The organism is Pseudomonas sp. NFACC24-1, assembly GCF_900115235.1.
Taxonomy (GTDB): Bacteria; Pseudomonadota; Gammaproteobacteria; order Pseudomonadales; family Pseudomonadaceae; genus Aquipseudomonas; species Aquipseudomonas fluorescens_AA.
This window is the reverse complement of the sequence record NZ_FOVS01000001.1, coordinates 109110-131867: the sequence shown is the minus strand read 5'-3', so window position 1 is coordinate 131867 and position 22758 is coordinate 109110. Positions and strand designations below refer to the sequence as shown.

Genomic DNA, 22758 nt, shown 5'->3' with positions numbered 1-22758 from the left:
CCTCTATCAAGCAACGGAGATGGAGTGAAACCGGGTGATGGAAAACGCATCCAGCGGCGTGGTCGAAGCCCCGCTGCAGATGATCTCGGTGAGTGCCTGGCCCACCGCCGGACCGATCTGGAAACCCGCGCCGGCAAAGCCGAACGCGTGCAATAGACCGGGCTGGGTGCTGCTGTGGCCGATCACTGGTTGGCGATCGGGCAGGTAACCTTCGGTGCCGCTCCAGGTACGAATCGCCTGGGCGCCCTCCAAAAACGGGTAGAGCTCGACGGCCTGGCGCAGGATTTCCAGCACGGCGTTCTGGCCGGGCCGGGCGCGAGCGGCATCCAAGGCAAAGCCTTGGCCGCCTCCCAGTACGCAATTGCCGCGCGAGACCTGGCGGGCGTAGATACCGCCACCCTCGACGCCGGTGCTGGCGTCCATGACCAGGGGCAAGGGTTCGGTGACCAGCATCGCCGGATGCCCGGCGTGCATCGGTACCGCTTCGCCGAATTGCGCGGCGAACTGGCTGGCCCAGGCTCCGGCGCAGTTCAGCAGCCAGGGCGCGTGGAACGTCAGGCCCGCTGCGGTGTGTACGACAAAGCGTTGGCTGTCGTGCACCACGTTGCTGACAGTGCATTGTTCATGGATTTGCGCCCCCTGTCGGCGAGCGGCCTGGGCGAAGGCTGGGGATACCAGGCGCGGATTGGCATGGCCGTCATCCGGGCAGAGCGACGCCCCCACCGCGACGGCGCCGACCCACGGAAAACGCCGGCGCAGGGCCGTGCGATCGAGCAGTTGCAAATCCAGGCCGAAGCCTTGGCTGGCGACGGCGTAGTCGTGCAGCGCTTGCAAGTCTTCGGCGCTGCGGGCCAGCTTCAGATGACCGCTGCGCTGGTACTCGCCGTCGATGCCGATCAACTGGGGCAACTGGCGCCAGATTTCATGGGCCCGTTGCGACAGGGGCAGTTGCGACAGGGGGCGGCCCTGGCGGCGCACACCGCCGTAGTTCACGCCGCTGGAGTGCGAGCCGCAGAAGTCGCGCTCCAGCAACGCCACCCGGCGTCCGGCCTGGCTCAGGAACAACGCGGCCGAGGCGCCGACGATACCGCCACCAATGATCACTGCATCCACTTCGATCATGGCTCGACCTCCAGGCCGAACGGCACGGGTTTGATCGGTGCCTGGGCCCGCAAGCGGCCGATGCTGGCGACAGCGCGGCCACTTTCGCAGGCAATGATCTCCGCGGCAGCGGCGCCGCACATCCGCCCCTGGCAACGGCCCATGCCGACCCGACAATGGGCCTTGACCCGGTTGATCTCCCAATGGCCTTCGCCCACCACCCGGCGGATATCGCCGGCGCTGACTTCTTCGCAGCGGCAGATCATCAGGTGATCGGCAGCGTCGGCGGCCCAGTGTTCAGGAAAGGCAAATGCGCGCTCCAGGCCTTCCCGGAATCGGCCGATGCGCTCAAGGGCTTCTTCCAGTTGCGTGCAACGCTGCGGGTCGGTCGAGTAGCCGAGGTCTTCGAGCAAGGCCAGGGCCGCCCGTTCACCGGCCATTTCCGCCGCGTCGGCACCCATGATTCCGGCACCGTCACCCGCCAGGTAAACCCCCGGTACGCTGCTGCGTCCAGCGTGGTCCCGCAGTGGCAGCCAGGCGCGGTTGAGGGCGCTCCAGGAAAACTCGCAGCCCAGCAGGTCGGCCAGTTGAGTTTCGCTGCGCAAGCCGTGGGCGAAGGCCACCGCGTCGCAATCGAGGGTTTGCTCGCCTTTTGCGTTGCGCCATTTTAGCGACTGGACCCGGCGTTCCCCGCTGATACGCGACAGATTCGCGCCTTGGTGCACACTGATGCCGTGGGCGGTCAGCCAGGCACGGTAGTAGAGCCCCTTGGCGAGGGTGGCCGGTTGCACCAGCAGGCCGGGCAGGGCGCGGGCCTGGGCGCTGAAGGGCGAACTGTCGAGCACCGCGACCACGTTGGCCCCGGCCTTGGCGTACTGATACGCCACCAGATACAGCAAGGGACCGCTGCCAGCGAACACCACCCGTTCGCCGATGGCGCACCCCTGGAATTTCAGCGCGATCTGCGCCGCGCCCAGGCTGTACACCCCGGGCAGGGTCCATCCAGGTACGGGCAGGATCCGGTCGGTGGCGCCGGTGGCGACGATCACGCTGGCGTATTCAAGACGATCGGCGCGACCTTCATGCAAAGTGTCCAGCACACCGGCTTCGGCGTTCCACACCAGGGTGTCGGGACGGTAATCGAGCTGCTCGCGCAACTCGTCGAGGGTCTGGTGGACGGCGCTGGCCTTGTGCGCTTCGAAGCCATAGAGCTTGGTGGGCGAGCGCTTGAAGTTGGCCGGTTGACGCCGATAGATCTGCCCGCCACCGCGAGCGGCTTCGTCCAGCAGGACGGGATACACGCCATGGGCGACCAGGGTCTGCGCGGCGCGGATACCGGCCGGGCCGGCGCCGATGATGGCTATCGGTTTCATCGCCACCTCACGGGCAGGGCCGGGGGATTCGTGGGGTTGTCGAAACGGTCATCGCGAGCAAGCTCGCTCCCACATGGGCTCTGTTGTGGATATTGGTTTTGTGCACACCGCAGTCCCCCCGTGGGAGCGGGCTTGCTCGCGAAGACGGCGGCACATCCAACGACGGTTTCGGTAGACAGACCGCTTTTGCGAGCAAGCCCGCTCCCACATTTGATTTGGGGTGATGCTTTATCTTGTGCACGCTGCAAATCCCCTGTGGGAGCGAGCTTGCTCGCGATGAGGCTCGGCCTGTCGACAATGTTCATACCTGGCGTCCCGGTTCGCGGCTGATGTGCTGCCCGGCTTCCAGCAGGGTCGAGCAGGCGCGTACGCGGCGACCGTCGCCCAGGCGCACCCAGCAGTCCTGGCAGGCGCCCATCAGGCAGAAGCCGGCCCGGGGCTCGGCGCTGAAGTCACTGCCGCGCAGGTGTTCGCTGCAGGTCAGCACGGCGGTCAGCAGCGTGTCCCCCAGCAGCCCGGTGGCGGGCTGGCCGTCGAGGGTGAAGTCCAGGGCCGGGCGGTCGCCTTCGGCCAGTCGTTTCAGCAGTGCCATGACACCCTCATTGTTTGCCTACCAGGACCCGATCCAGGCCGTAGACCCGGTCGAGCAGAATCATGGTCAGCGCGGTGAGCCCGATGACCAGCGCCGAGACCGCCGCCATCATCGGATCGATGGATTCGGTGGCGTACACGTACATGCGCACCGGCAAGGTTTGCGTGGCCGGCGAGGTGACGAAGATCGACAGCGTGACTTCATCGAAACTATTGATGAACGCCAGCAGCCACCCCCCGGCCACCCCCGGCAGGATCATTGGCAAGGTGATTTGCCGGAACAGTGTGAAGCGCCCGGCCCCCAACGATTGCGCGGCCTGTTCGGCGCTGCGGTCCAGGCCGATGGCCGAGGCCAGCACCAGGCGCAGCACATACGGCGTGATCACCAGCACATGGGCGAAGATCAGCCAGGCGAAGCTGCCGTTCACGCCCATCAGCGCAAACAGGCGCAGCAAGGCGACCCCCAGTACCAAGTGCGGAATGATGATCGGTGACAGGAACAAGCCGTTGAAGAAATCCCGGCCCGGGAACTCCAGCCGCGTGATCGCCAGGGCCGCCGGCACCGCAATCAGCGTCGCCAGTGAGGCCGCGCAGAACGCCAGGACCAAGCTGTTGTAGAACGCGTCGACAAAATCCGCGCGCTCGAACACCGCGCGAAACCAGCGCAGGGAAAATTCGGTGGTCGGCAGGCTCAGGGTGTTTTCCGGGGTGAAGGCGACGAGGCAGACCACCACCAGCGGCGCGAGCATGAAGACCACCACCAAGGCGTGGAACAGCAGCGCGAAAGGACCGTTTCTGGACATGACGAATTATCCCAATGACTTCTTGTAGCGGCCTTCGATCATCCGGTTCCACGACAGCATGATCAGCAGGTTGAGCAGCAGCAGCGCGACGGCGATGGCTGCCCCCATCGGCCAGTTCAGCTCCGACAGGTACTGGTCGTAGATCAACGTGGCGACCATCTTCAAGCGCCGTCCGCCGAGCAGGCCGGGAATCGCGAAGGAGCTGGCGGCGAGGCCGAACACAATGAGGGTGCCGGACAGCATGCCGGGCATGATTTGCGGCAACACTATTTTGCGGATCACCGTGAACTGGCTCGCCCCCAGGGACAGCGCGGCCTGTTCGGCGGCCGGGTCGAGTTTCTGCAACGAGGTCCAGACTGGAATGATCATGAACGGCAACATCACGTGGACCAGGGCGATGACCACGGCGAACGGTGTATAGAGCAGCTTCACCGGCGCACCGCCGAAGGCTTGCAGGGCCTGGTTGATCAGGCCGTCGGCGCCGAGCAACAGGCTCCAGCCGAAGGCTCGTACCACCACCGAAATCAGCAGCGGCGTGAGAATCAGGATCAGGAAAATCGAGCGCCACGGCGCGCCCATGCGACTGAGGATGTACGCCTCGGGCACGCCGATCAGCACGCACAAAACAGTGGTCAGGGCACTGATCCAGAATGTGCGCAAAAAGATCTCGTAGAAGTACGGATCACCCAGCAGGCTGGTGTAGTGCTCAAGCGTGTAGGCGTCGCCGTCGATGCCCGAACTGTAGTCGAAGACGTTGAACGACAGGACCAAGGTCAAGCCCAAGGGAATCACCAGCAAGCCCAGGTACAAGGCCAGGGCCGGCGCGGACATCAGGTAGCCTTGCCGACCGCGGCGCATCGCATCGATCAGCTTCATGCCGGTACCTCGTCCACACTCAGCACCCGCAGCAGTGCCGGATCCCAGTCCAGGCCCACCGCCGTGCCTTCGACCAAGGGCGCCGAGCCGTCGTTGCGGCGCACCACGCAGAGTTCACCCAGGCCGGTGGACACACCGTACAGCCATTGGCTGCCCAGGAAAAAACGGCTGACGAGGGTGCCTTGCAGTCGCCCTGAACCGGCCTCGCACAGGTCGATTTTTTCCGGGCGCAGGCTCAGGGTCAGCTCGCCATCGGCCTGGCTGCAGGCTTGAACGACGCCCGCACTGTCCCGCACACCGGGCAGCAGGTTGGCTTTGCCGACGAAGCTGGAAATGAACTCGGTGCGCGGGTGCTCGTAAAGGGTGTACGGCGCATCGATCTGGGTGATGCGCCCGGCCTGCATCACCACGACCCGGTCACTGATCGACAGGGCTTCGGACTGGTCGTGGGTCACCATCAGTGTGGTGATTCCGACTTCGCGCTGGATGCGGCGAATTTCGTATTGCATCTCTTCGCGCAAGTTGGCGTCGAGGTTGGACAGCGGCTCGTCGAGCAACAGCACCGGCGGTTCGATCACCAAAGCCCGGGCCAGTGCCACGCGTTGGCGCTGACCGCCCGAGAGTTCTCTCGGGTAGCGGTCGGCGTGGCGGTCCAGGCGGACCAGTTTCAACACCCGGTCCACCCGTTGTTGCAGTTCGGCGTTGGCCACTTTGCGCATGCGCAGGCCGAAGGCGACGTTGTCCTTGACGGACATATGGGGGAACAGCGCGTAGCTCTGGAACACCACCCCCAGGCCACGGCTGGCGGGCTTGGCGTGGGTAATGTCGCGCCCGTCCAGCAGGATGCGCCCGCTGCTGACTTCGACGAAGCCGGCAATCATTTGCAGGGTCGTGGTCTTGCCGCAGCCGGAAGGCCCCAGTAGCGAGACAAACTCGCCTTTTTCCACCGACAGGTTGGTGGCGACCACGGCATCGATGTCACCGTAGCGTTTGCCAAGTCCTTCAAGTTGCACAAAAGCCATCGCTGCGCTCCACCTGGGATTGTTATGCGTCGCCGCAAGGGCGCGCTTTTTTATGGGCAGATACGAAAGGGTGCTGCTGGGGTGCGTTGGCGCTCGACCTTGAGTCGGCTGCCGCTGTTGTTCGAATCGCCCCTGTCTGGACGAAGAGTAGGACGAAGAATAGGATGGGCTCAATGGACTATTTCACTGAGATGAAGATTATTTTCAGTTTCATTCAGTGAGTAAATTTAATAATGAGAAATTACATGTTTGATTCCACTGATCGGAATAATGACAAGGGCGAAGTCGGTGTCGGAGCGGTCTCCAGGCTGTTTGCCGTGTTGCGCAGCTTGGGTGACACCGCCGAAGGCGGTGAGCGAGTGACGCAATTGGCCCAGCGCATCGGCCTGTCCCAGCCCACCACGCATCGCTTGCTGCGCAGCCTGATGGACGAGGGCATGGTCGAGCAGGATGCCAGCAGCAAACGCTATCGCCTGAGCCTGGAGTTCTTCGCCCTGGCGGCCCGCGCCGGCAATACCGGCAATCTGCGCGACCTGGTGCGCCCGGCCATGCTGCGGTTGTCGGCGTCCTTGGGGGACTCGCTGTTTCTGCTCGCCCGCAGTGGTTTCGATGCCATTTGCCTGGACCGCAGCGAGGGACCGTTTCCGATCCGCACGTTCACCGGTGACATTGGTGGCCGCGTGGCGTTGGGCGTGGGGCAGGGCAGCCTGGCGATCCTGGCGTTCCTGCCGCAAGAGGAGCGCGACACGGTGATTCAATACAACCTGCCACGGCTCAAGGATTTCCATCTGTACGACGAAGTCTTCCTGCGTTCGGAAGTGGAGAACGTGCGCGCGCTGGGTTACGCCGGGCGCAACACCGGCGTACTGCAAGGCATGGCCGGGGTGGCTGTGCCGATCCTGGACCGTGATGGCCGGGCCGTGGCCGCCTTGAGCGTGGCAACCGTGAGCGACCGGTTGGGGCCCGATCGCCTGCCGACGGTGGTGGACATGCTCAAGCGCGAGGCGGCCCTGATCGGGCCGCGGATCAACCCGTTCGACCCGTTGCTGCGCAGGCCTTCGCAGGTGTTCGGGCAGGGGTGAACACACCTTGAAGCCTTCCACAAATCCCTTGTGGGAGCGGGCTTGCTCGCGAAAGCGGTGTATCTGCCAAGATGATGTCGCCTGACACACCGCCTTCGTGAGCAAGCCCGCTCCCACAGGGGATGGTGATGCTCAGAAGTCCAATGTCTGCTTAAGTCTTTGCATTGTCGGCGTGTCACTCGGTATGACCATCGCATAGTTGTAGCCCGGCCCGGACCAGTACTCGGCTTCCAGCTCGCCATCGCGGCGACTGCCCCGGGGCAGCAGGAAGTTTTTCGGGCCGGGTGGGCGCACGTAGAAGCTGATTTTCTGACCGCTGGGGTCCTGATAGACCACCATCGCCGCTGCGCCTTGCTCGGTGCTGAGCAATCGCCCGCTGACCGGTTTGAAGCCGGCGCCGGACAGGTTGGGCAGCCGGTCGGCCTGGGTGAAGTAGCGGTCGAGCCAATCTTGCATGTGCTGCTCGTCGCCGCTCTGGTAATCGGCTGGAAGGATGCCCTGCTGGGCAATCAACCGGTATGCCTGGAGGGCATCGGCCATGGGCGCAACGGCGCTGAGCAGGGTCATTTGCCGCGCCTGCCAGCCACCGAAGCCTCCCACGCTGACCGCCAGCAGCAACACCGCGGCGCTGGCCAGGTGGCGATGGGAGCGATGTTTCAGGCGTTGGCGAATCATGGCCGGGTCGAGGTCCGGGTTGGACGGTTGTTGCAAGGCTCCGCTCAGGGCCGTGCGCAGGTGCTGTGCGTCCTGTTGCCAGGCCCGGATACGGGCGGCGACTTCGGGCTGGTTGGCCAGGTAGGTCTCGACCAGGCGCTGGTCGGCCTCGCTCAGTTGACGATCGACGTAGGCGTGCAGGTCGCTTTCGCTGGGGGGCATGCTGATCATTTGAGTATCCGCAGGGTGGGGCGGGTGATTTCGCCATCGCTGAGTTGGCGCAGGGCCTGGCGGGCGCGGGACAGGCGGGACATCACCGTGCCGGTCGGTACGCCGAGGATGTCGGCGACTTGCTGGTAACTCAAGCCTTCCACCGACACCCATAACAACAGCGCACGCTGTTCCGTCGTGAGCTGATCGAAGGCCTGCAAAGACGACTGTGCGATCACGCTGCGTTCGGCCGAAGGGTGGGCATCGTCGCGGCCGGTGAAAAACTCCAGCATGCGCGCGTACCGGCGGGAGCGGCGATGGCCGTCGAGAAACTGCCGATACAGGATCGAAAACAGCCAGGCTCGCAGATCGCCGTCCGGGCGCTTGTCGTTCCATTTGGACAACGCCCGTTCCAGGCACATCTGCACCAAGTCGTCGGCGTTGCTCGGGTTGCGCGTCAGCGACACGGCAAAGCGCCGTAGCCTGGGGAGGAGTTCGCGCAACTGTTCGTCTAGTGCATTCATGGAAGGTGGCTTCTGTAGGCAGTCACTGCGCCGGGACTGGAAAGACGACCCGCGAACGAGATTATTCCAGTGCAGGAAAAATAAATACGAGGCGTGGGAATAAACCTGCCAGGTCTTCGTCTGACGGATCCATTTCCAACAAATGGCCTCGAGCCCTGGAGCTTTCTCATGGTTGATCCTTCACCCTCGTCGAGCCGGCCGCCCTTGAGTGCCGCCGCCCTGACACTGCGCCTGAGCGGCATTGCGGTGATTGTCGCCGCGCTGGCCGGACTGTTTGCCTACGTCAATGGCAGCCTTGACCCACAGCGCCTGACACCGGAAGCGCTGGTCAATGTCTTGGAAAAAAACAACGGCGTTCACCCGGGCTTTCGACGCAACCACTCGAAAGGAGTCTGCGTCGCGGGTTATTTCCAAAGCTCGGGCGAGGTCAGCGCCTATTCCAGCGCCCAGGTGTTTTCGCTGCCGCAAACGCCCGTGGTTGGGCGTTTCGCCTTGCCCAGCGGCAACCCTTATGCACCGGATAGCAGTGTGCCGATTCGCAGCCTGGCGCTGCGTTTTACCCAGGCCAACGGCCAGCAATGGCGCACCGGCATGAACAGCATGCCTGTGTTTCCGGTGGGCACGCCCGAAGCCTTCTACCAGCTCCAGCAAGCCCAGTCGCCGGACCCTGCCACAGGGAAACCGAATCCCGCGGCCGTACCGGCGTTCTTTGCCGCGCATCCCGAAGCCGTGCCGTTCCTGCAATGGATCAAGACCGCCAAGCCGTCGGCCAGCTATGCCACCGAAACCTACAACGGCATCAACGCCTTCTATCTGGTCAACCCCGCCGGGCAGCGCCAGGCCGTGCGCTGGGGCGTGGTACCACTGAGCCAGGACGCTGCCGATGCGACGCCACCCCAGGGCGCCGACTTCCTTGAGCAAGACTTGGCGAAGCGTCTCGCCGCCGGGCCATTGCGCTGGCAACTGAACATCACCTTGGCCAACCCGGGGGACCCGGTGAACGACGCCAGCAAGGCCTGGCCCGCTGACCGCAAGGTGCTCAACGCCGGCACGCTGGTGCTGGAGCGCACCCAGGCGCAGGACAACGGCGAATGCCGCGATATCAACTATGACCCGCTGATCCTGCCCCAAGGGATCGAAGGGTCTGACGATCCGCTGTTGGTCGCGCGTTCCGCTGCTTATGCCAGTTCCTATCTGCGTCGTACCAGCGAAGTGAGCCAATTGCCCGCCACCCAGGAGTCACGCCCATGAGCGCCCCTCGTCACTTCGCACCGCTGGCTCGGCTGCTGCACTGGCTGATGGCATTGATGATCATCGCCATGCTGTTTATCGGCGCCGGCATGGTCGCTTCAGTGTCCGCGCGCCATGAATGGCTGCTGCAGTTGCACAAACCATTGGGCATCGCGATTTTGCTGTTGGTGATCGTGCGCCTGGTGGTGCGGTTTACTACCCGCCAACCGCCGCTGCCGGCCGATCTGCCGGGTTGGCAAGTGCTGGCGGCAAACGTTTCCCATGTGCTGTTGTACGCCTTGATGCTGGTGCTGCCGTTGTTGGGCTGGGGCATGATTTCGGCGGCGGGGGATCCGGTGATGCTCGGTAACTGGTTGCAACTGCCTTCGATCCTGCCCGCCCACGCCCAGACGTTCGCACTGCTGCGCAAGGCCCACGGGTACCTGGCTTATTTGTTGTTCCTGACCGTGCTGGTGCATCTGGCGGCGGCGCTGTTTCACGCGTGGGTGCGCCGGGATGAGGTGTTGGACAGTATGTTGCGCGGCAAGGGCTGATGAAGTCATGGCAAGGGTGCTTGCTCCCGCCGGGTGGCGTTTGTAGGAGCTGCCGAGCGAAGCGAGGCTGCGATCTTTCAATTGACACTTGATTCCTCAGTGAAAGATCAAAAGATCGCAGGCTTCGCCAGCTCCTACATCGCCGAGCGGGAGCGAGCTCCCTCGCCACAGTGCCTCTGATCAGATCATTGGATCAGCGCAATTCGTCAACCATGGCCTCGATGGTGCTCAACACATCCTTGCCCAGTTGCATCGAACGTTTGCCAGACCAGCCGGTGATCGGGTTCGGGTGATCGTCATGGTCCTTGAATGGCATTTCCAGGGTCAGGGACAGGCAGTCATATTTCTGCCCGACCGCGTTACAGGCCAGGGTCATGTTGGCCTGGCCCGGTTCATCGCGGGTGTAGCCGTGAGCGGTCTGGAAGTCTTTGGTCTGGTGCTTGAGATGGCTGCGAAAGCGCTCTTCGAGTTCGGCGATGCGCGGCGTGTAGCCTGGGTTGCCTTCGCAACCGGCGGTGAAGACATGGGGGATTTCCTCATCGCCATGAGCGTCGAGGAACAGGTCGACGCCGTACTTTTCCATTTGCTGCTGTACGAAAAAGACTTCGGGGCTGATTTCTGGACTGGCGTTCTGCCATGCGCGGTTGAGGTCCTGGCCCATGGCGTTGGTCCGCAGATGACCGTGGAACGCGCCGTCCGGGTTCATGTTCGGCACCAGGTACAGGTCGGCCTTGGCGAGCAACCGGTTCAGTTGCCCATCGTCATGCTGCTGGAGGCGTTCGATCACGCCCTCCATGAACCATTCGGCCATGTGCTCGCCGGGGTGCTGCTGGGCGATGATCCATATTTTGCGCCGGCCTTCGGCACCGCTGCCCTTGCGCAGCAATTGAATGTCACGGCCTTCCACGCTTTTACCAACGGCCAATAGCTCGGTGCCGGCCTTGTGCTGCGCTTGCTCGATCAGCCAGTCATGACGGCCACGGCTGTAGGGTTCGAAGTAGGCGAACCAGGCGTGGGGTTGTTCGGCTTCCAGATGAAAGCGCAGGGCGTCGCCTTCAAACTGGGTCGGAATGCGGAACCAATTGACGTGATCGTAGGAGGCGACGGTCTGGTAGCCCGTCCAGGCTTTGTTGTAAGACGATTGACTGGCGTTGAGCAGGCGGAAGGAATATTCCTGGCCGACGTGCAAGCCGCTGGCCTTGAAGTGGAACCACTGGAAATGGGCGCTGCGGGTGTCGGGCCTGATCTTGAGCAACGACTGCAACGGGTTGCTGATGTCGACGACTTCGATGTTGCCGCTGTCGAAATTGGCGCTGATATCAAAGGAAGATTTAGCCACGGTCACGATTCCTGGAAAGGATTTTCATGGCCGTTACTTTACACGCAAGAAACACGCAAGAAAGGGGAAACCGGGGCGATTTACGTCACGTAAACGAGGGGGCGTCCTCCCTGGACGCCGAGCCAGCTTAGAGAGTCTGCAATTGATTCTCAAGTGCTGGATGTCGATAGTTTTCGCCTGTGTGGCGGGGGGACGCTTGTAAACGGATATTCATTTGCTATCATCGCCGCCAACGAATTGGCAGCACCCTAAAAGACTTCATTAGCCTGAAGACATAAGCCGAAAAATCGGCAAAAAAAGACCCGGCAAAAAGCCGGGTCAAAAACCGTGATTAGCCTGATGAGGAGATATTCCAGAAGTCCGACCTAAGGTCTTCTGGTCTATCGACTGATCTCGCGACCAGCTGATGCAATAATAATCATTATCATTTGCAAGTCAAATGGTTTTATCGCATCGATTGGAAAAAAATTTTCTCGTCGTCCGCGTTCGCCACGACATTCCCGAGGGTTACCGCTAGCGAGTAGGGTAGCCATCCAGGGATCGGTCAAGCATCACCTTGACCAGATCGATCATGTGCACCACTGAAAATGCCAAGTCACGGCTCGAACCGTCTAACTGGTTGGCCGACTCATGGGCGGTTGCCGCTGCACAGCGCAGCAGGTCGCACGCATGGACCAGGGCTTCCTCTGCGCTGACGCTGTGGCTGACCTCGAAAAAACGATGTTCTGCCTGGGCTGGCGAAACACCTGGTTTCAAGTAGTAATCGAGGGCGCGTTTGGCTGCCGGGCAATCCTGCAGTGAAGGGAACGTGCCGTCGAAAGGGCTGCTGGGCTGGTCTGTATTGGGTGTGTCCATGGTGATGAAAATCTCCGTGTGAGGGGCTGAAGGCCTGAATCCAGAATAGTACTTACCGTAATTGTGACGACAATTTAAATACTACAATTTGTGTTTTGCGGGTCGGAGCCACCCACGTATCGTGCCGCACATGGATAAATGGATAGAGTTGGTCAAGGCCAAAATGAAGGAGCTGCGCATCACGCAAGTGGTGCTCGCAGAGCGGTTGGGAATGTCCCAGGGCGGCGTCGGCCATTGGCTGACCAAGCGCCGGCAGCCCAGTGTCGACGACATGAACCGGGTTCTGCGGGAGCTGGGGCTGGAGTTTCTGGAAGTGGCCATGGTGATCCGCGAGCCGGACACCTCCACCGAAGAAGGCATGGCCCTGGCGCAGAAGTACAATCCGTACTTCCGTTACCCGGTCAGTGAGTGGCACGAGGTTGGCGAGGTTCGCGAAGGCGATCCCGGCGCCTACAGCCAGGCGCGCTACGAACTGACGGACTACCACGCCCAGGGCGACGCATTCTGGCTGGTGGTGGTGGGCGATGCGATGACCGCACCCAGTGGGTTGAGCATTCCCGAGGGCATGTCGATCCTGGTGGATCCGGCCATCGAGGCGGTGCCCGGCAAACTGGTGGTCGCCTGCCTGCCCGGCAGCAGTGACGCGACCTTTCGCAAATTGATCGAAGAGAGTGGGCAGCGTTACCTGGTTCCGCTCAATCCGACTTACCCGAAAAACCTGTACACCGAGCAATGCCGCATCATCGGTGTGGTGGTGCAGGCCACCATCAGGTTCTGACTGGATCGGCCCTGGGAGCGGGCCGATTCCTATTCTTCGAACGCCACCAGGGCACTGCCCTCGCTGACCATTTCGCCTTCCTGGCAATACAGCGCCTTGATCACACCGGCCTTGGGCGCACGAATGCTGTGCTCCATTTTCATGGCCTCCAGTACCACCAGTTGAGCCCCGGCTTCCACCGTCTGGCCGACACTCACCAAGACCCGCACGATGCTGCCGTTCATGGGCGCGGCCAGGCCGCCTTGATGGCTGTGGCTGGCTTCGGCGGCGGCCAGCGGGTCGTGCAGGTCGATCCGGCGCAAGTCACCTTCCCATTGCAGGTACAGGCTGTCAACCTGGCGAATGGCCCGATGGCTGCGGCGCAGACCATGGTGCTCGATAGTCAGTTGTTCCCCCTTGAGTTCCGCGCAATGGGCTGTGACGTCCAGCGTCAGCGCACGATCCTGACCTTCACAGCTCAGGTGCAAGGTGGTTTCCCTCGGCAACCCCAGGCGCATCCCGGTGGTGCTGGCCCACGGTGAGCCGGCGTCATCGCCGCGTACTCGCGGTGCCAGGCTCAAGGCGACTCCCTGGGCGGCGGCGAACCAGAACGCGTCATCCAATTCGCCGGGCTCTGGCAGTAATTGCGCCTGGTAACGTGGGATAAATCCGGTGTCCAGCTCTGCCGCCGCGAAGGCGGGATGGGCGACGATTCGGCGCAGAAACCCGATATTGGTTTTCAGCCCGCCAATGACAAATTCATCGAGCATGCTCAACAGTCGCAAGCGTGCCTGCTCACGGTCTTCACCCCAGGCAATCAGCTTGCCGAGCATCGGGTCGTAGAACGGCGAGATTTCATCGCCTTCTTCAACCCCGCTGTCGACCCGCCGACCCGGCCCCTCGGCCGATTCGCGATACAACGCCAGGCGCCCGGTGGCCGGCAGGAAATCGTTGCCCGGGTCCTCGGCATACAACCGCACTTCGATGGCGTGACCGAGCAGCGGCACTTGCGCTTGAGTGATGGGCAATGGCTCGCCTTGGGCGACGCGGATCTGCCAGGCCACCAGGTCCAGCCCGGTGATCGCCTCGGTGACCGGATGCTCGACCTGCAACCGAGTGTTCATTTCCATGAAGAAAAACTCGCCCCGGGCATCCAGCAGGAACTCCACCGTACCGGCCCCGACATAGCCGATCGCCTGGGCGGCGCGCACGGCGGCTTCCCCCATGGCCCGGCGCAGTTGCGGGGTCAGGCCGGGGGCTGGGGCTTCCTCCACGACTTTCTGGTGGCGGCGTTGGATCGAGCAATCGCGCTCGTTGAGATACAGGCAGTTGCCGTGTTGATCGGCAAAGACCTGGATCTCCACATGGCGCGGCTTGAGCAGGTATTTTTCCACCAGCATCCGTGAATCGCCGAACGAGGACTGTGCTTCGCGCTGGGCCGAGGCCAGGGCTTCGGCCAGTTGGCTGACGTCCTCGACCACTTTCATGCCTTTGCCGCCACCACCGGCAGTGGCCTTGAGCAATACCGGGTAGCCGATGCGCTCGGCGGCGTCGCGAAAGGTCTCCAGGTCCTGGGCTTCGCCGTGATAACCGGGTACCAGGGGCACGCCGGCGGTTTCCATCAGCGTCTTGGCCGCCGATTTGCTGCCCATGGCGTCGATGGCCGAAGCCGGTGGGCCGAGGAAGATCAGCCCGGCATTTTCAATCGCCCGGGCGAACCCGGCGTTTTCGGACAGAAAGCCATAACCGGGGTGAATGGCCTGGGCGCCGCTGGCTTTCGCTGCGGCGATCAGTTTGTCGATTTGCAGGTAACTGTCGGCGGCCTTGTTGCCGCCCAAGTCGACGCGAATGTCGGCTTCACGGCTGTGGCGGGCATCACGGTCGGTGGCGCTGTGTACGGCAACAGTGGTCAGGCCCATGGCCTTGGCGGTGCGCATGACGCGGCAGGCGATTTCGCCACGGTTGGCCACCAGCAACGTGGTGAGGGCAGGGGCGCTCATCGACGCGGCTCCTTGTTATGGTTCGACTCGGCTTGCCAGTTCGGCGCACGTTTTTGCAGGAAGGCGCGCAGGCCTTCCTGGCCCTCCGGGCTGACGCGGATGCGGGCGATGGCGTTTTCGGTGTAGCGCCGCAGCGCCGGGGTAAGGGCGCCGTTGCCGACTTCACGCAGCAGTTCCTTGCTGGCGCGCATGGCGGCCGGACTGTTGAGCAACAGGTTGTCGATCCACTGTTCGACCTGCTGGTCCAGGGTCTCGACTGGGTAACTTTCCGACAGTAAGCCGATCTCTTTCGCACGTTGGCCGTCGAAGCGTTCAGCCGTCAGGGCATAACGACGCGCCGCCCGTTCGCCGATGGCTTGCACCACGAACGGGCTGATCACCGCCGGTGCCAGGCCAATGCGCACTTCCGACAGGCAGAACTGTGCTTCATCGGCGCCAATGGCCATGTCGCAAGCACTGATAAGTCCCAGCGCGCCACCAAACGCCGCACCCTGGACGACGGCCAGCGTAGGAATTTTCAGTTTGGCGAGGTTGTACATCAGCTCTGCCAGTTCCCGAGCGTCATCGAGGTTGGTGTGGTAGTCGAGCTCGGCCGATTGCTGCATCCAGGCCAGGTCGGCGCCGGCGCTGAAATGCTTGCCGCGGCCGCGGATCAGCAGGAAGCGCAGGTTAGGATCGCTGCTGACGTGGTCCAGGGCGAGGATCAGTTCGCGGATCATTTCGGCGTTGAACGCGTTGTTTTTCGACTCGCGGCTGAGCCACAGGGTGGCAACGCCCCGTGGGTCGCTGTGCAGTTCGAGGGTGTTGAAATTATCCATGGGCATTCCTCGTTTACATCCGGAACACGCCGAAGCGGCTCGGTTCGATAGGCGCGTTCAGTGACGCGGACAAGGCCAGGCCCAGTACATCGCGGGTCTGGGCCGGGTCGATGACGCCGTCGTCCCACAGTCGCGCGCTGGAATAGTAGGGGTGCCCCTGTTCTTCGTACTGATCGAGGATCGGTTGCTTGATCTCGGCTTCCTGCTCGGCGCTGAAAGGGTGGCCACTGCGTTCGGCCTGTTCACGCTTGACCTGCACCAGCACGCCGGCCGCCTGCTCGGCACCCATTACGCCAATCCGCGCGTTTGGCCACATCCACAGGAATCGCGGGTCATAGGCGCGGCCGCACATGCCGTAGTTACCCGCGCCGAAACTGCCGCCGATGATCACGGTGAATTTCGGCACCTTGGCGCAGGCCACCGCGGTCACCAGTTTTGCGCCATGTTTGGCGATGCCGCCGGCTTCGTATTTCTGCCCGACCATGAAACCGGTGATGTTCTGCAGGAACAGCAGCGGGATCCCCCGCTGACACGCCAGTTCGATGAAGTGCGCGCCTTTCTGCGCGGCCTCGGCGAAGAGAATGCCATTGTTGGCCAGGATTGCGACCGGGTAGCCATGCAAATGAGCGAAACCACACACCAGGGTCGTGCCGAACAGCGCCTTGAACTCATCGAACACCGAACCGTCCACCAGGCGCGCGATCACCTCCCGCACATCGAACGGCTGCTTGGCATCGGCCGACACCACACCGTACAGCTCGTCACTCGAATACAGTGGGGCGATGGGCTGGCGTTGCTGCAGCTCACCGAGTTTGCGCCAGTTGAGGTTGGCAATGCTGCGTCGGGCGATGGCCAGGGCGTGTTCGTCGCTCTCGGCATAATGATCCGCCACGCCGGAGATCTTGCAGTGCACATCGGCACCGCCCAGGTCCTCGGCACTGACCACCTCGCCGGTGGCGGCTTTCACCAAGGGTGGGCCGGCGAGGAAAATCGTCGCCTGGTGGCGGACCATGATCGCCTCGTCCGCCATGGCCGGCACATAGGCACCGCCGGCGGTGCAGGAACCCATGACCACGGCGATCTGCGGGATGCCCTGGGCACTCATGTTGGCCTGGTTGAAGAAGATCCGGCCGAAGTGCTCGCGGTCGGGGAACACTTCATCCTGGCGCGGCAGGTTGGCACCGCCGGAATCCACCAGGTAAATGCACGGCAAGCGATTCTGCTGGGCGATGGTCTGGGCGCGCAGGTGTTTTTTCACCGTCAATGGGTAGTAGGAGCCACCTTTGACCGTCGCGTCGTTGGCGACAATCATGCATTCGACGCCTTCCACGCGGCCGATGCCGGCAATCACGCCGGCCGCCGGCACGTCTTCGCCATAGACTTCGTGGGCTGCCAATGGGCTGATTTCCAAAAACGGCGAGCCCGGATCCAGCAGCCGGTTGATGCGTTCACGGGGGAGCAACTTGCCCCGCGAGGTGTGCCGCTCCTGGGCCTTGAGGCCGCCGCCCTGGCGGATTTGCGCGAGCAGGGTGCGCAGGGCCTCGACGTGTCCGAGCATCGCCTCGCGGTTGGCGATGAACTCCGGCGAACGCGGGTTGAGCTGAGTGTGCAGAATCATGGGCTACTCCGTAGCAGCTTTGAGCTTCAAGCCACAAGCTGCAAGCAAGAGCGCAGTTCGCTTGCCGCTTGAAGCTTGTCGCTCGTAGCTGACGAAATTCATTTCGTTTCGTTGAACAGTTCGCGGCCGATCAACATCCGACGAATCTCACTGGTGCCGGCACCGATTTCGTACAGCTTGGCGTCACGCAGCAGACGACCGGCGGGGAATTCATTGATGTAGCCATTGCCTCCCAGGATCTGGATGGCGTCGAGGGCCATTTGTGTGGCGCGTTCGGCGCTGTAGAGGATCACCCCGGCGGCGTCCTTGCGGGTGGTTTCACCGCGCTCGCAAGCCTGGGCCACCGCATACAGGTAGGCGCGGCTGGCGTTGAGTTGGGTGTACATGTCCGCGACCTTGCCCTGGATCAGCTGGAATTCGCCGATGCTCTGGCCGAACTGTTTGCGGTCATGGATGTAGGGCACGATCAGGTCCATGCAGGCCTGCATGATCCCGGTCGGGCCGCCGGACAGCACCACGCGCTCGTAGTCGAGGCCGCTCATCAGGACTTTCACGCCTCCGTTGAGCGCGCCGAGGATGTTTTCTTCCGGCACTTCGACGTCATCGAAAAACAGCTCGCACGTGTTGGAGCCGCGCATGCCGAGCTTGTCGAATTTGTTGCTGCGGCTGAAGCCTTTCCAATCGCGCTCGACGATGAAGGCGGTGATGCCGTGAGGACCCTTTTCCAGATCGGTCTTGGCGTAGATCACGTAGGTGTTGGCATCGGGACCATTGGTGATCCAGGTCTTGCTGCCGTTGAGCACGTAGCGGTCGCCACGCTTGTCGGCTCGCAGTTTCATCGAAACCACGTCGGAGCCGGCGTTCGGTTCGCTCATCGCCAGGGCGCCGATGTGTTCGCCGCTGATCAGCTTGGGCAGGTACTTGGTTTTCTGTTCGTGATTGCCGTTGCGGTTGATCTGGTTCACGCAGAGGTTGGAGTGGGCACCGTAGGAGAGGGCGACCGAGGCCGAGCCGCGGCTGATTTCTTCCATCGCCACCACGTGGGCCAGGTAGCCCAGGCCAGCGCCGCCGTATTCTTCCGGTACGGTGATGCCCAGCAGGCCCATGTCACCGAACTTGCGCCACATGTCGGCGGGAAACAGGTTGTCGATATCGATCTGCGCTGCCCGGGGTGACAGCTCGGCCTTGACGAAGGCCTGCACCTGGTCGCGCAACATGTCGATGGTTTCGCCGAGGGCAAAGTTCAGGGATGGGTAGCTCATGGGACACCTTTGGCTTTTTTATCGGGTGCGGAGAGCGGGGGAGTGGCTCTCACCTTTACGTTAACGTAAGCCTGCGGCGAGAAGCTGTCAATCGCCCTTTACGTTAACGTCAACTTGAGCCAGAGTAAGTGCCCACCAAGGCATGTTGCATCAGGTTATCGCTACACCCACTAATAAAGACAAGAGGGGGCGTCATGGATCAACCCGGTTCGCATTCGCAGCTCAGCTACACGCGTGGTTCCGCAGCCAAGGCCTTGCTGGCCCAAACCATCGGCGAGGTTTTCGACCAGACGGTGGCCCGTTATCCGGGGGGCGAGGCGTTGGTGGTTCGCCATCAATCGCTGCGCTATACCTGGCAACAATTGGCCGAGGCCGTCGATCTGCATGCCCGAGCCTTGTTGGCGCTAGGCTTGAAAACCGGTGATCGCCTCGGTGTGTGGGCGCCCAATTGTGCCCAGTGGTGTATCAGCCAGTTCGCCAGCGCGAAGCTCGGCGTGATTCTGGTCAACATCAATCCGGCCTACCGCGTTTCCGAACTCGAATACGTGCTCAAACAATCCGGATGCCAATGGCTGGTGTGTGCCGGGGCGTTCAAGACCTCGGATTATCACGCCATGCTGCAAGCGTTGGCACCGGAGCTGGCAGAGCAACCGATCGGCCAGATGCAGAGTGAGCGCCTGCCGGAGTTGCGCGGCGTGATCAGCCTCGATTCCCAGCCACCCTCAGGCTTCCTGCCCTGGTCGCAACTGGCCGCCCTGGGCGCGACGGTGACGCCTGGACAACTGGCCGAGCGTCAATCCAGCCTGCGGTTCGATCAGCCGGTGAATATCCAGTACACCTCCGGCACCACGGGCTTTCCCAAAGGCGCAACCCTCAGCCACCACAACATTCTCAACAACGGGTACATGGTTGGCGAAAGCCTGGGCCTGACGGCTGGTGACCGGCTGGTGATCCCGGTGCCGCTCTACCATTGCTTCGGCATGGTCATGGGTAACCTGGGCTGCATGACCCATGGCAGCACCATGATCTACCCCAACGATGCCTTCGACCCATTGCTGACCCTCAAGGCTGTGGCCGAGGAAAAAGCCACTGCGTTGTATGGCGTGCCCACGATGTTCATCGCCCTGCTGGACCAGCCGCAGCGGGGCGACTTCGACCTGTCCAGCCTGCGCACGGGCATCATGGCCGGGGCCACATGCCCCATCGAAGTGATGCGACGGGTCATCAACGAAATGCACATGGCCGAAGTGCAGATTGCCTACGGCATGACGGAAACCAGCCCGGTGTCGTTGCAGACCGGTCCTTCAGACGAACTGGAACTGCGTGTAACCACCGTCGGCCGCACCCAGCCGCAACTGGAAAGCAAGATTATCGATGAGGCGGGCAATCTCGTCCCGCGGGGCGCTGTCGGCGAATTGTGTACCCGCGGCTACAGCGTAATGCTCGGCTACTGGAACAACCCCAAGGGCACCGCCGATGCCATCGACCCGGATGGCTGGATGCACACCGGCGACTTGGCGACCATGGACGAGCAGGGTTACGTCTGCATCGTCGGGCGGAACAAGGACATGATCATCCGTGGCGGGGAGAATATTTACCCCCGTGAGCTGGAGGAGTTCTTCTTCACCCACCCGGCGGTGGCGGACGTGCAAGTGATCGGCATCCCGTGCTCACGCTATGGCGAAGAAATCGTGGCATGGATCAAGTTCCATCCTGGTCACAGCGCCACCGAGCAAGAGCTGCAAGCCTGGTGCAAGGAGCGCATCGCCCACTTCAAGACGCCGCGACATTTCAAATTCGTCGAAGAATTCCCCATGACGGTCACCGGCAAGGTCCAGAAATTCCGCATGCGCGAAATCAGTATCGAAGAGCTGCGCGATAGCGACGGCTGAGGCACATCTGTGGGAGCGGGCTTGCTCGCGAAGACGGCGGCATGGTCAACATTTATGTTGCGTGGTACACCGCTTTCGCGAGCAAGCCCGCTCCCACAAGAAAAATCCAAACGGCAGAAAGCACAAAGGGGAGCCGAAGCTCCCCTTTAATTTTGTCGTCGCGTGCTCTTTTTTTATTATTGAGGGGCGGCCTGTTGTTGTTTTTGGTAGCCGTGGCCCTTTACCGCTGTTTTTGGCGATCCCCATCCGGGATCAAGAGCAAACGTATTTTTTTGAGCGCTGATCTGCTTTTTCGCCTGGCGATCCAACCGATTCGGGAGCTACCTGAAGGTAGTTTTATTGTTCTCTGCCCGGTTGCGGGTTGCTCCTGGAAGCACCCTGAAAAGCACATCTTCTCCAAAAAAATCTGTTAGCTGCGTCTCTGCCGTGTTGTTTTTGTTATGTCAGAGTCGTTTCGTCTTGTTTTTATTGGGTTTGCTGCGTTTTTTTATTCTTGTTATGCAAGAGATATAGCAGGTGGCATGCCAACTTTTAAAAGTCTATATAAATCAAATAGTTGTGTTTTTTGACCGAAAAATCTGACCGACCAAACCTGACAAATTGTTTCCGTGTTACTCGTTTCGCCGCTGTTACAAAGCCGGCGGTAACACCTCAGTGTGCATTGCGGGCCTTGGCCACGCGCGAACCCGTCGGGCGATCGAGCACATCACAAATCTGCCGGCCCGCGGCGATCAGTGCGTCCAGGTCGACACCGGTTTCGATACCCAACCCGTCGAGCAGGTACAGCACGTCTTCGGTGGCGACGTTACCGCTGGCGCCCTTGGCGTACGGGCAACCGCCAAGGCCGGCGATGGAACTGTCGAACACCGCGATGCCTTCCAGCAGGCTGGCGTAGACATTGGCCATGGCCTGGCCGTAGGTATCGTGGAAGTGTCCAGCGAGTTTGTCCCGAGGCACCTCGGCGCCTACCACCTCGAACAGCCTGCGTGTGGCGCCAGCGGTACCTGTGCCGATGGTGTCGCCCAGGGAGACCTCGTAGCAGCCCATCGCATACAGTTCCCGGGCGACCCACGCCACCTGCTCAGGCTTGACCGCCCCTTCATAGGGGCAACCCAGCACGCAGGACACGTAGCCGCGCACATTGACACCGTGCTGTTTTGCGGCCGCCATGATCGGCGCGAAGCGCTCCAGGCTGTCCTTGATGGAGCAGTTGATGTTGCGCTGGGAAAACGCTTCGGACGCGGCGGCGAACACCGCCACCTCTTTCACGCCTGCCGCCAGCGCATCTTCGAACCCCCGCAGGTTAGGCGCCAGGGCGCCATAGGTCACACCGGGCTTGCGCTGGATCTGCGCGAACACCTCGGCGGACCCGGCCATTTGCGGCACCCACTTGGGCGAGACGAAACTGCCGACTTCGATATAGCCCAGGCCGGCGGCGCTCAGGGCATCCACCAGGCGCACCTTGTCGGCGACGCTGATGGGCTGTGCTTCGTTCTGCAGCCCGTCGCGGGGGCCGACTTCGATCAAGCGTACAAAGGAGGGGAGGGACATGGGGATTGACCTGTGGTGAGTTGCCAATATGTCGAGCGCAATGATGAACCCATTGTGGGAGCGAACTTGCTCGCGATAGCGGTGTGTCAGCCACATCAACTCCAACTGATCCGACGCTATCGCGAGCAAGCTCGCTCCCACAGGGGGAATGTTACTGGACGATTTCCTCGCCCTTGATCGTCTGCTCCAGCGCCTGGATGCAGCGTTCTTCGGCGGTGTCGAGTTCCAGTTTCATCTGTTCGATGTCCAGCAATTGCTGTTCGAGCTGTTCCCGGCGCTCGGCGATTTTTGCCAGCATGCTGTGCAGCTGTTTCTGATTGCCGCTGGAGGGGTCGTAGAGTTCGATCAACTCGCGGCACTCGGCCAGGGAAAAGCCAATGCGCTTGCCGCGCAGGATCAGCTTCAGGCTGACCTTGTCCCGCGGCGAATAAATGCGCTCCTGGCCCCGTCGCTCCGGGCTCAACAGGCCTTGTTCTTCATAGAAACGGATGGCCCGTGTGGTGATATCCAATTCGCGGGCGAGGTCGGAGATGCTGTAGGTCTGGCTGCTCATGGAAGCGCTCGAAACGAAAGGGACTGGCGCTAAGCTAAAGGCAGGTTGACGTTCGCGTCAAGCAATGAGGTTCCACACACAAAACCTGTGGGA

22 protein-coding genes are annotated in these 22758 nt (G+C 62.0%); 6 read left to right on the top strand and 16 right to left on the bottom strand.

The genetic code is table 11. The features are described 5' to 3' along the window. Nucleotides 1-6: 6 nt before the first annotated feature. The 6 genes from BM317_RS00600 to BM317_RS00575 form a co-directional block, all read right to left on the bottom strand. Complete coding sequence (locus BM317_RS00600; RefSeq protein WP_092472686.1) at nucleotides 7-1122, bottom strand: NAD(P)/FAD-dependent oxidoreductase; 1116 nt, start codon at nucleotides 1120-1122, stop codon at nucleotides 7-9. Further along, nucleotides 1119-2474, bottom strand: a complete 1356-nt coding sequence (locus BM317_RS00595; RefSeq protein WP_092472684.1) for an FAD/NAD(P)-dependent oxidoreductase — start codon at nucleotides 2472-2474, stop codon at nucleotides 1119-1121. The genes BM317_RS00600 and BM317_RS00595 overlap by 4 nt, the downstream gene beginning before the upstream one ends. A 301-nt stretch (nucleotides 2475-2775) precedes the next feature. Beyond that, nucleotides 2776-3066 (bottom strand): (2Fe-2S)-binding protein, encoded by a 291-nt coding sequence (locus BM317_RS00590; protein ID WP_003199964.1) that lies wholly within the window; start codon nucleotides 3064-3066, stop codon nucleotides 2776-2778. A 7-nt stretch (nucleotides 3067-3073) separates the two neighbouring features. Beyond that, on the bottom strand, nucleotides 3074-3868 hold the full coding sequence (locus tag BM317_RS00585) for an ABC transporter permease (RefSeq protein ID WP_072405341.1): 795 nt from the start codon (nucleotides 3866-3868) through the stop codon (nucleotides 3074-3076). Between the two features lie 6 nt (nucleotides 3869-3874). Then, entirely contained in the window at nucleotides 3875-4744 is an 870-nt protein-coding gene (locus BM317_RS00580; protein WP_092472682.1) for an ABC transporter permease, read from the bottom strand. Then, nucleotides 4741-5766 carry an ABC transporter ATP-binding protein gene (locus BM317_RS00575; protein ID WP_092472680.1) on the bottom strand — a complete coding sequence of 342 codons (1026 nt, stop codon included), beginning with the start codon at nucleotides 5764-5766 and terminating at the stop codon, nucleotides 4741-4743. The genes BM317_RS00580 and BM317_RS00575 overlap by 4 nt, the downstream gene beginning before the upstream one ends. A 245-nt stretch (nucleotides 5767-6011) precedes the next feature. Between BM317_RS00575 and BM317_RS00570 the strand changes: the two genes are divergently transcribed. Continuing rightward, nucleotides 6012-6848, top strand: coding sequence for an IclR family transcriptional regulator (locus BM317_RS00570; RefSeq protein WP_092472678.1), 837 nt, complete (start codon nucleotides 6012-6014; stop codon nucleotides 6846-6848). Between the two features lie 132 nt (nucleotides 6849-6980). On the opposite strand, the gene BM317_RS00565 is transcribed toward BM317_RS00570, so the two are convergent. Both BM317_RS00565 and BM317_RS00560 read right to left on the bottom strand, forming a co-directional pair. Next, a complete protein-coding gene (locus tag BM317_RS00565) occupies nucleotides 6981-7733 on the bottom strand; it encodes an anti-sigma factor family protein (protein ID WP_092175324.1) in 753 nt (250 codons plus the stop codon). After that, the gene (locus BM317_RS00560) at nucleotides 7730-8236 is read right to left on the bottom strand and encodes a sigma-70 family RNA polymerase sigma factor (RefSeq protein WP_092175321.1); all 507 of its coding nucleotides are present in this window, start codon (nucleotides 8234-8236) and stop codon (nucleotides 7730-7732) included. The genes BM317_RS00565 and BM317_RS00560 overlap by 4 nt, the downstream gene beginning before the upstream one ends. Nucleotides 8237-8404: 168 nt before the next feature. On the opposite strand from BM317_RS00560, the gene BM317_RS00555 reads away from it, so the two are divergent. Then, on the top strand, nucleotides 8405-9487 hold the full coding sequence (locus BM317_RS00555) for a catalase family peroxidase (RefSeq protein ID WP_092472676.1): 1083 nt from the start codon (nucleotides 8405-8407) through the stop codon (nucleotides 9485-9487). Further along, on the top strand, nucleotides 9484-10020 hold the full coding sequence (locus BM317_RS00550) for a cytochrome b (RefSeq protein WP_060738303.1): 537 nt from the start codon (nucleotides 9484-9486) through the stop codon (nucleotides 10018-10020). Before BM317_RS00555 ends, BM317_RS00550 begins: the two co-directional genes overlap by 4 nt. Before the next feature lie 193 nt (nucleotides 10021-10213). Here BM317_RS00550 and BM317_RS00545 read toward each other — a convergent pair whose 3' ends face one another. Together BM317_RS00545 and BM317_RS00540 are read right to left on the bottom strand one after the other, a co-directional pair. Next, complete coding sequence (locus tag BM317_RS00545) at nucleotides 10214-11365, bottom strand: M14 family metallopeptidase (protein ID WP_092175313.1); 1152 nt, start codon at nucleotides 11363-11365, stop codon at nucleotides 10214-10216. Between the two features lie 507 nt (nucleotides 11366-11872). Beyond that, nucleotides 11873-12214, bottom strand: coding sequence for a DUF6124 family protein (locus BM317_RS00540; protein ID WP_060738301.1), 342 nt, complete (start codon nucleotides 12212-12214; stop codon nucleotides 11873-11875). Nucleotides 12215-12344: 130 nt separating this feature from the next. Here BM317_RS00540 and BM317_RS00535 point away from each other — a divergent pair, with 130 nt between their 5' ends. After that, the gene (locus tag BM317_RS00535) at nucleotides 12345-12992 is read left to right on the top strand and encodes a LexA family protein (RefSeq protein ID WP_092175304.1); all 648 of its coding nucleotides are present in this window, start codon (nucleotides 12345-12347) and stop codon (nucleotides 12990-12992) included. Between the two features lie 29 nt (nucleotides 12993-13021). Here the strand turns inward: BM317_RS00535 and BM317_RS00530 are convergent, their stop codons facing one another. The 4 genes from BM317_RS00530 to BM317_RS00515 all read right to left on the bottom strand — a co-directional run bounded on the left by BM317_RS00530 (nucleotide 13022) and on the right by BM317_RS00515 (nucleotide 18669). Then, nucleotides 13022-14971: an acetyl/propionyl/methylcrotonyl-CoA carboxylase subunit alpha gene (locus tag BM317_RS00530; RefSeq protein WP_092472674.1), complete on the bottom strand. Its 1950-nt coding sequence runs from the start codon at nucleotides 14969-14971 to the stop codon at nucleotides 13022-13024. Beyond that, a complete protein-coding gene (locus tag BM317_RS00525; protein ID WP_092175296.1) occupies nucleotides 14968-15789 on the bottom strand; it encodes a gamma-carboxygeranoyl-CoA hydratase in 822 nt (273 codons plus the stop codon). The genes BM317_RS00530 and BM317_RS00525 overlap by 4 nt, the downstream gene beginning before the upstream one ends. Nucleotides 15790-15802: 13 nt before the next feature. Beyond that, nucleotides 15803-17407, bottom strand: a complete 1605-nt coding sequence (locus tag BM317_RS00520; RefSeq protein WP_092175292.1) for a carboxyl transferase domain-containing protein — start codon at nucleotides 17405-17407, stop codon at nucleotides 15803-15805. A gap of 98 nt (nucleotides 17408-17505) precedes the next feature. Then, on the bottom strand, nucleotides 17506-18669 hold the full coding sequence (locus tag BM317_RS00515; RefSeq protein WP_092175288.1) for an isovaleryl-CoA dehydrogenase: 1164 nt from the start codon (nucleotides 18667-18669) through the stop codon (nucleotides 17506-17508). Nucleotides 18670-18863: 194 nt separating this feature from the next. On the opposite strand from BM317_RS00515, the gene BM317_RS00510 reads away from it, so the two are divergent. Beyond that, nucleotides 18864-20561, top strand: a complete 1698-nt coding sequence (locus BM317_RS00510; RefSeq protein ID WP_092175283.1) for an AMP-binding protein — start codon at nucleotides 18864-18866, stop codon at nucleotides 20559-20561. A 41-nt stretch (nucleotides 20562-20602) separates the two neighbouring features. Further along, nucleotides 20603-20974 (top strand): hypothetical protein, encoded by a 372-nt coding sequence (locus tag BM317_RS29725; protein ID WP_139197955.1) that lies wholly within the window; start codon nucleotides 20603-20605, stop codon nucleotides 20972-20974. Nucleotides 20975-21212: 238 nt separating this feature from the next. On the opposite strand, the gene BM317_RS00505 is transcribed toward BM317_RS29725, so the two are convergent. Together BM317_RS00505 and BM317_RS00500 are read right to left on the bottom strand one after the other, a co-directional pair. Next, nucleotides 21213-22112 (bottom strand): hydroxymethylglutaryl-CoA lyase, encoded by a 900-nt coding sequence (locus BM317_RS00505; protein WP_092472672.1) that lies wholly within the window; start codon nucleotides 22110-22112, stop codon nucleotides 21213-21215. Nucleotides 22113-22263: 151 nt separating this feature from the next. After that, nucleotides 22264-22665, bottom strand: coding sequence for a MerR family transcriptional regulator (locus tag BM317_RS00500; RefSeq protein ID WP_057447765.1), 402 nt, complete (start codon nucleotides 22663-22665; stop codon nucleotides 22264-22266). Between the last annotated feature and the right edge of the window lie 93 nt (nucleotides 22666-22758).

What these genes read in the sequence shown, in the direction of transcription:
- BM317_RS00600 (WP_092472686.1), bottom strand. Translation starts at nt 1,122, where the DNA reads ATGATCGAAGTGGATGCAGTGATCATTGGTGGCGGTATCGTCGGCGCC.
- BM317_RS00595 (WP_092472684.1), bottom strand. Translation starts at nt 2,474, where the DNA reads ATGAAACCGATAGCCATCATCGGCGCCGGCCCGGCCGGTATCCGCGCC.
- BM317_RS00590 (WP_003199964.1), bottom strand. Translation starts at nt 3,066, where the DNA reads ATGGCACTGCTGAAACGACTGGCCGAAGGCGACCGCCCGGCCCTGGAC.
- BM317_RS00585 (WP_072405341.1), bottom strand. Translation starts at nt 3,868, where the DNA reads ATGTCCAGAAACGGTCCTTTCGCGCTGCTGTTCCACGCCTTGGTGGTG.
- BM317_RS00580 (WP_092472682.1), bottom strand. Translation starts at nt 4,744, where the DNA reads ATGAAGCTGATCGATGCGATGCGCCGCGGTCGGCAAGGCTACCTGATG.
- BM317_RS00575 (WP_092472680.1), bottom strand. Translation starts at nt 5,766, where the DNA reads ATGGCTTTTGTGCAACTTGAAGGACTTGGCAAACGCTACGGTGACATC.
- BM317_RS00570 (WP_092472678.1), top strand. Translation starts at nt 6,012, where the DNA reads ATGTTTGATTCCACTGATCGGAATAATGACAAGGGCGAAGTCGGTGTC.
- BM317_RS00565 (WP_092175324.1), bottom strand. Translation starts at nt 7,733, where the DNA reads ATGATCAGCATGCCCCCCAGCGAAAGCGACCTGCACGCCTACGTCGAT.
- BM317_RS00560 (WP_092175321.1), bottom strand. Translation starts at nt 8,236, where the DNA reads ATGAATGCACTAGACGAACAGTTGCGCGAACTCCTCCCCAGGCTACGG.
- BM317_RS00555 (WP_092472676.1), top strand. Translation starts at nt 8,405, where the DNA reads ATGGTTGATCCTTCACCCTCGTCGAGCCGGCCGCCCTTGAGTGCCGCC.
- BM317_RS00550 (WP_060738303.1), top strand. Translation starts at nt 9,484, where the DNA reads ATGAGCGCCCCTCGTCACTTCGCACCGCTGGCTCGGCTGCTGCACTGG.
- BM317_RS00540 (WP_060738301.1), bottom strand. Translation starts at nt 12,214, where the DNA reads ATGGACACACCCAATACAGACCAGCCCAGCAGCCCTTTCGACGGCACG.
- BM317_RS00535 (WP_092175304.1), top strand. Translation starts at nt 12,345, where the DNA reads ATGGATAAATGGATAGAGTTGGTCAAGGCCAAAATGAAGGAGCTGCGC.
- BM317_RS00530 (WP_092472674.1), bottom strand. Translation starts at nt 14,971, where the DNA reads ATGAGCGCCCCTGCCCTCACCACGTTGCTGGTGGCCAACCGTGGCGAA.
- BM317_RS00525 (WP_092175296.1), bottom strand. Translation starts at nt 15,789, where the DNA reads ATGGATAATTTCAACACCCTCGAACTGCACAGCGACCCACGGGGCGTT.
- BM317_RS00520 (WP_092175292.1), bottom strand. Translation starts at nt 17,407, where the DNA reads ATGATTCTGCACACTCAGCTCAACCCGCGTTCGCCGGAGTTCATCGCC.
- BM317_RS00515 (WP_092175288.1), bottom strand. Translation starts at nt 18,669, where the DNA reads ATGAGCTACCCATCCCTGAACTTTGCCCTCGGCGAAACCATCGACATG.
- BM317_RS00510 (WP_092175283.1), top strand. Translation starts at nt 18,864, where the DNA reads ATGGATCAACCCGGTTCGCATTCGCAGCTCAGCTACACGCGTGGTTCC.
- BM317_RS29725 (WP_139197955.1), top strand. Translation starts at nt 20,603, where the DNA reads ATGGTCAACATTTATGTTGCGTGGTACACCGCTTTCGCGAGCAAGCCC.
- BM317_RS00505 (WP_092472672.1), bottom strand. Translation starts at nt 22,112, where the DNA reads ATGTCCCTCCCCTCCTTTGTACGCTTGATCGAAGTCGGCCCCCGCGAC.
- BM317_RS00500 (WP_057447765.1), bottom strand. Translation starts at nt 22,665, where the DNA reads ATGAGCAGCCAGACCTACAGCATCTCCGACCTCGCCCGCGAATTGGAT.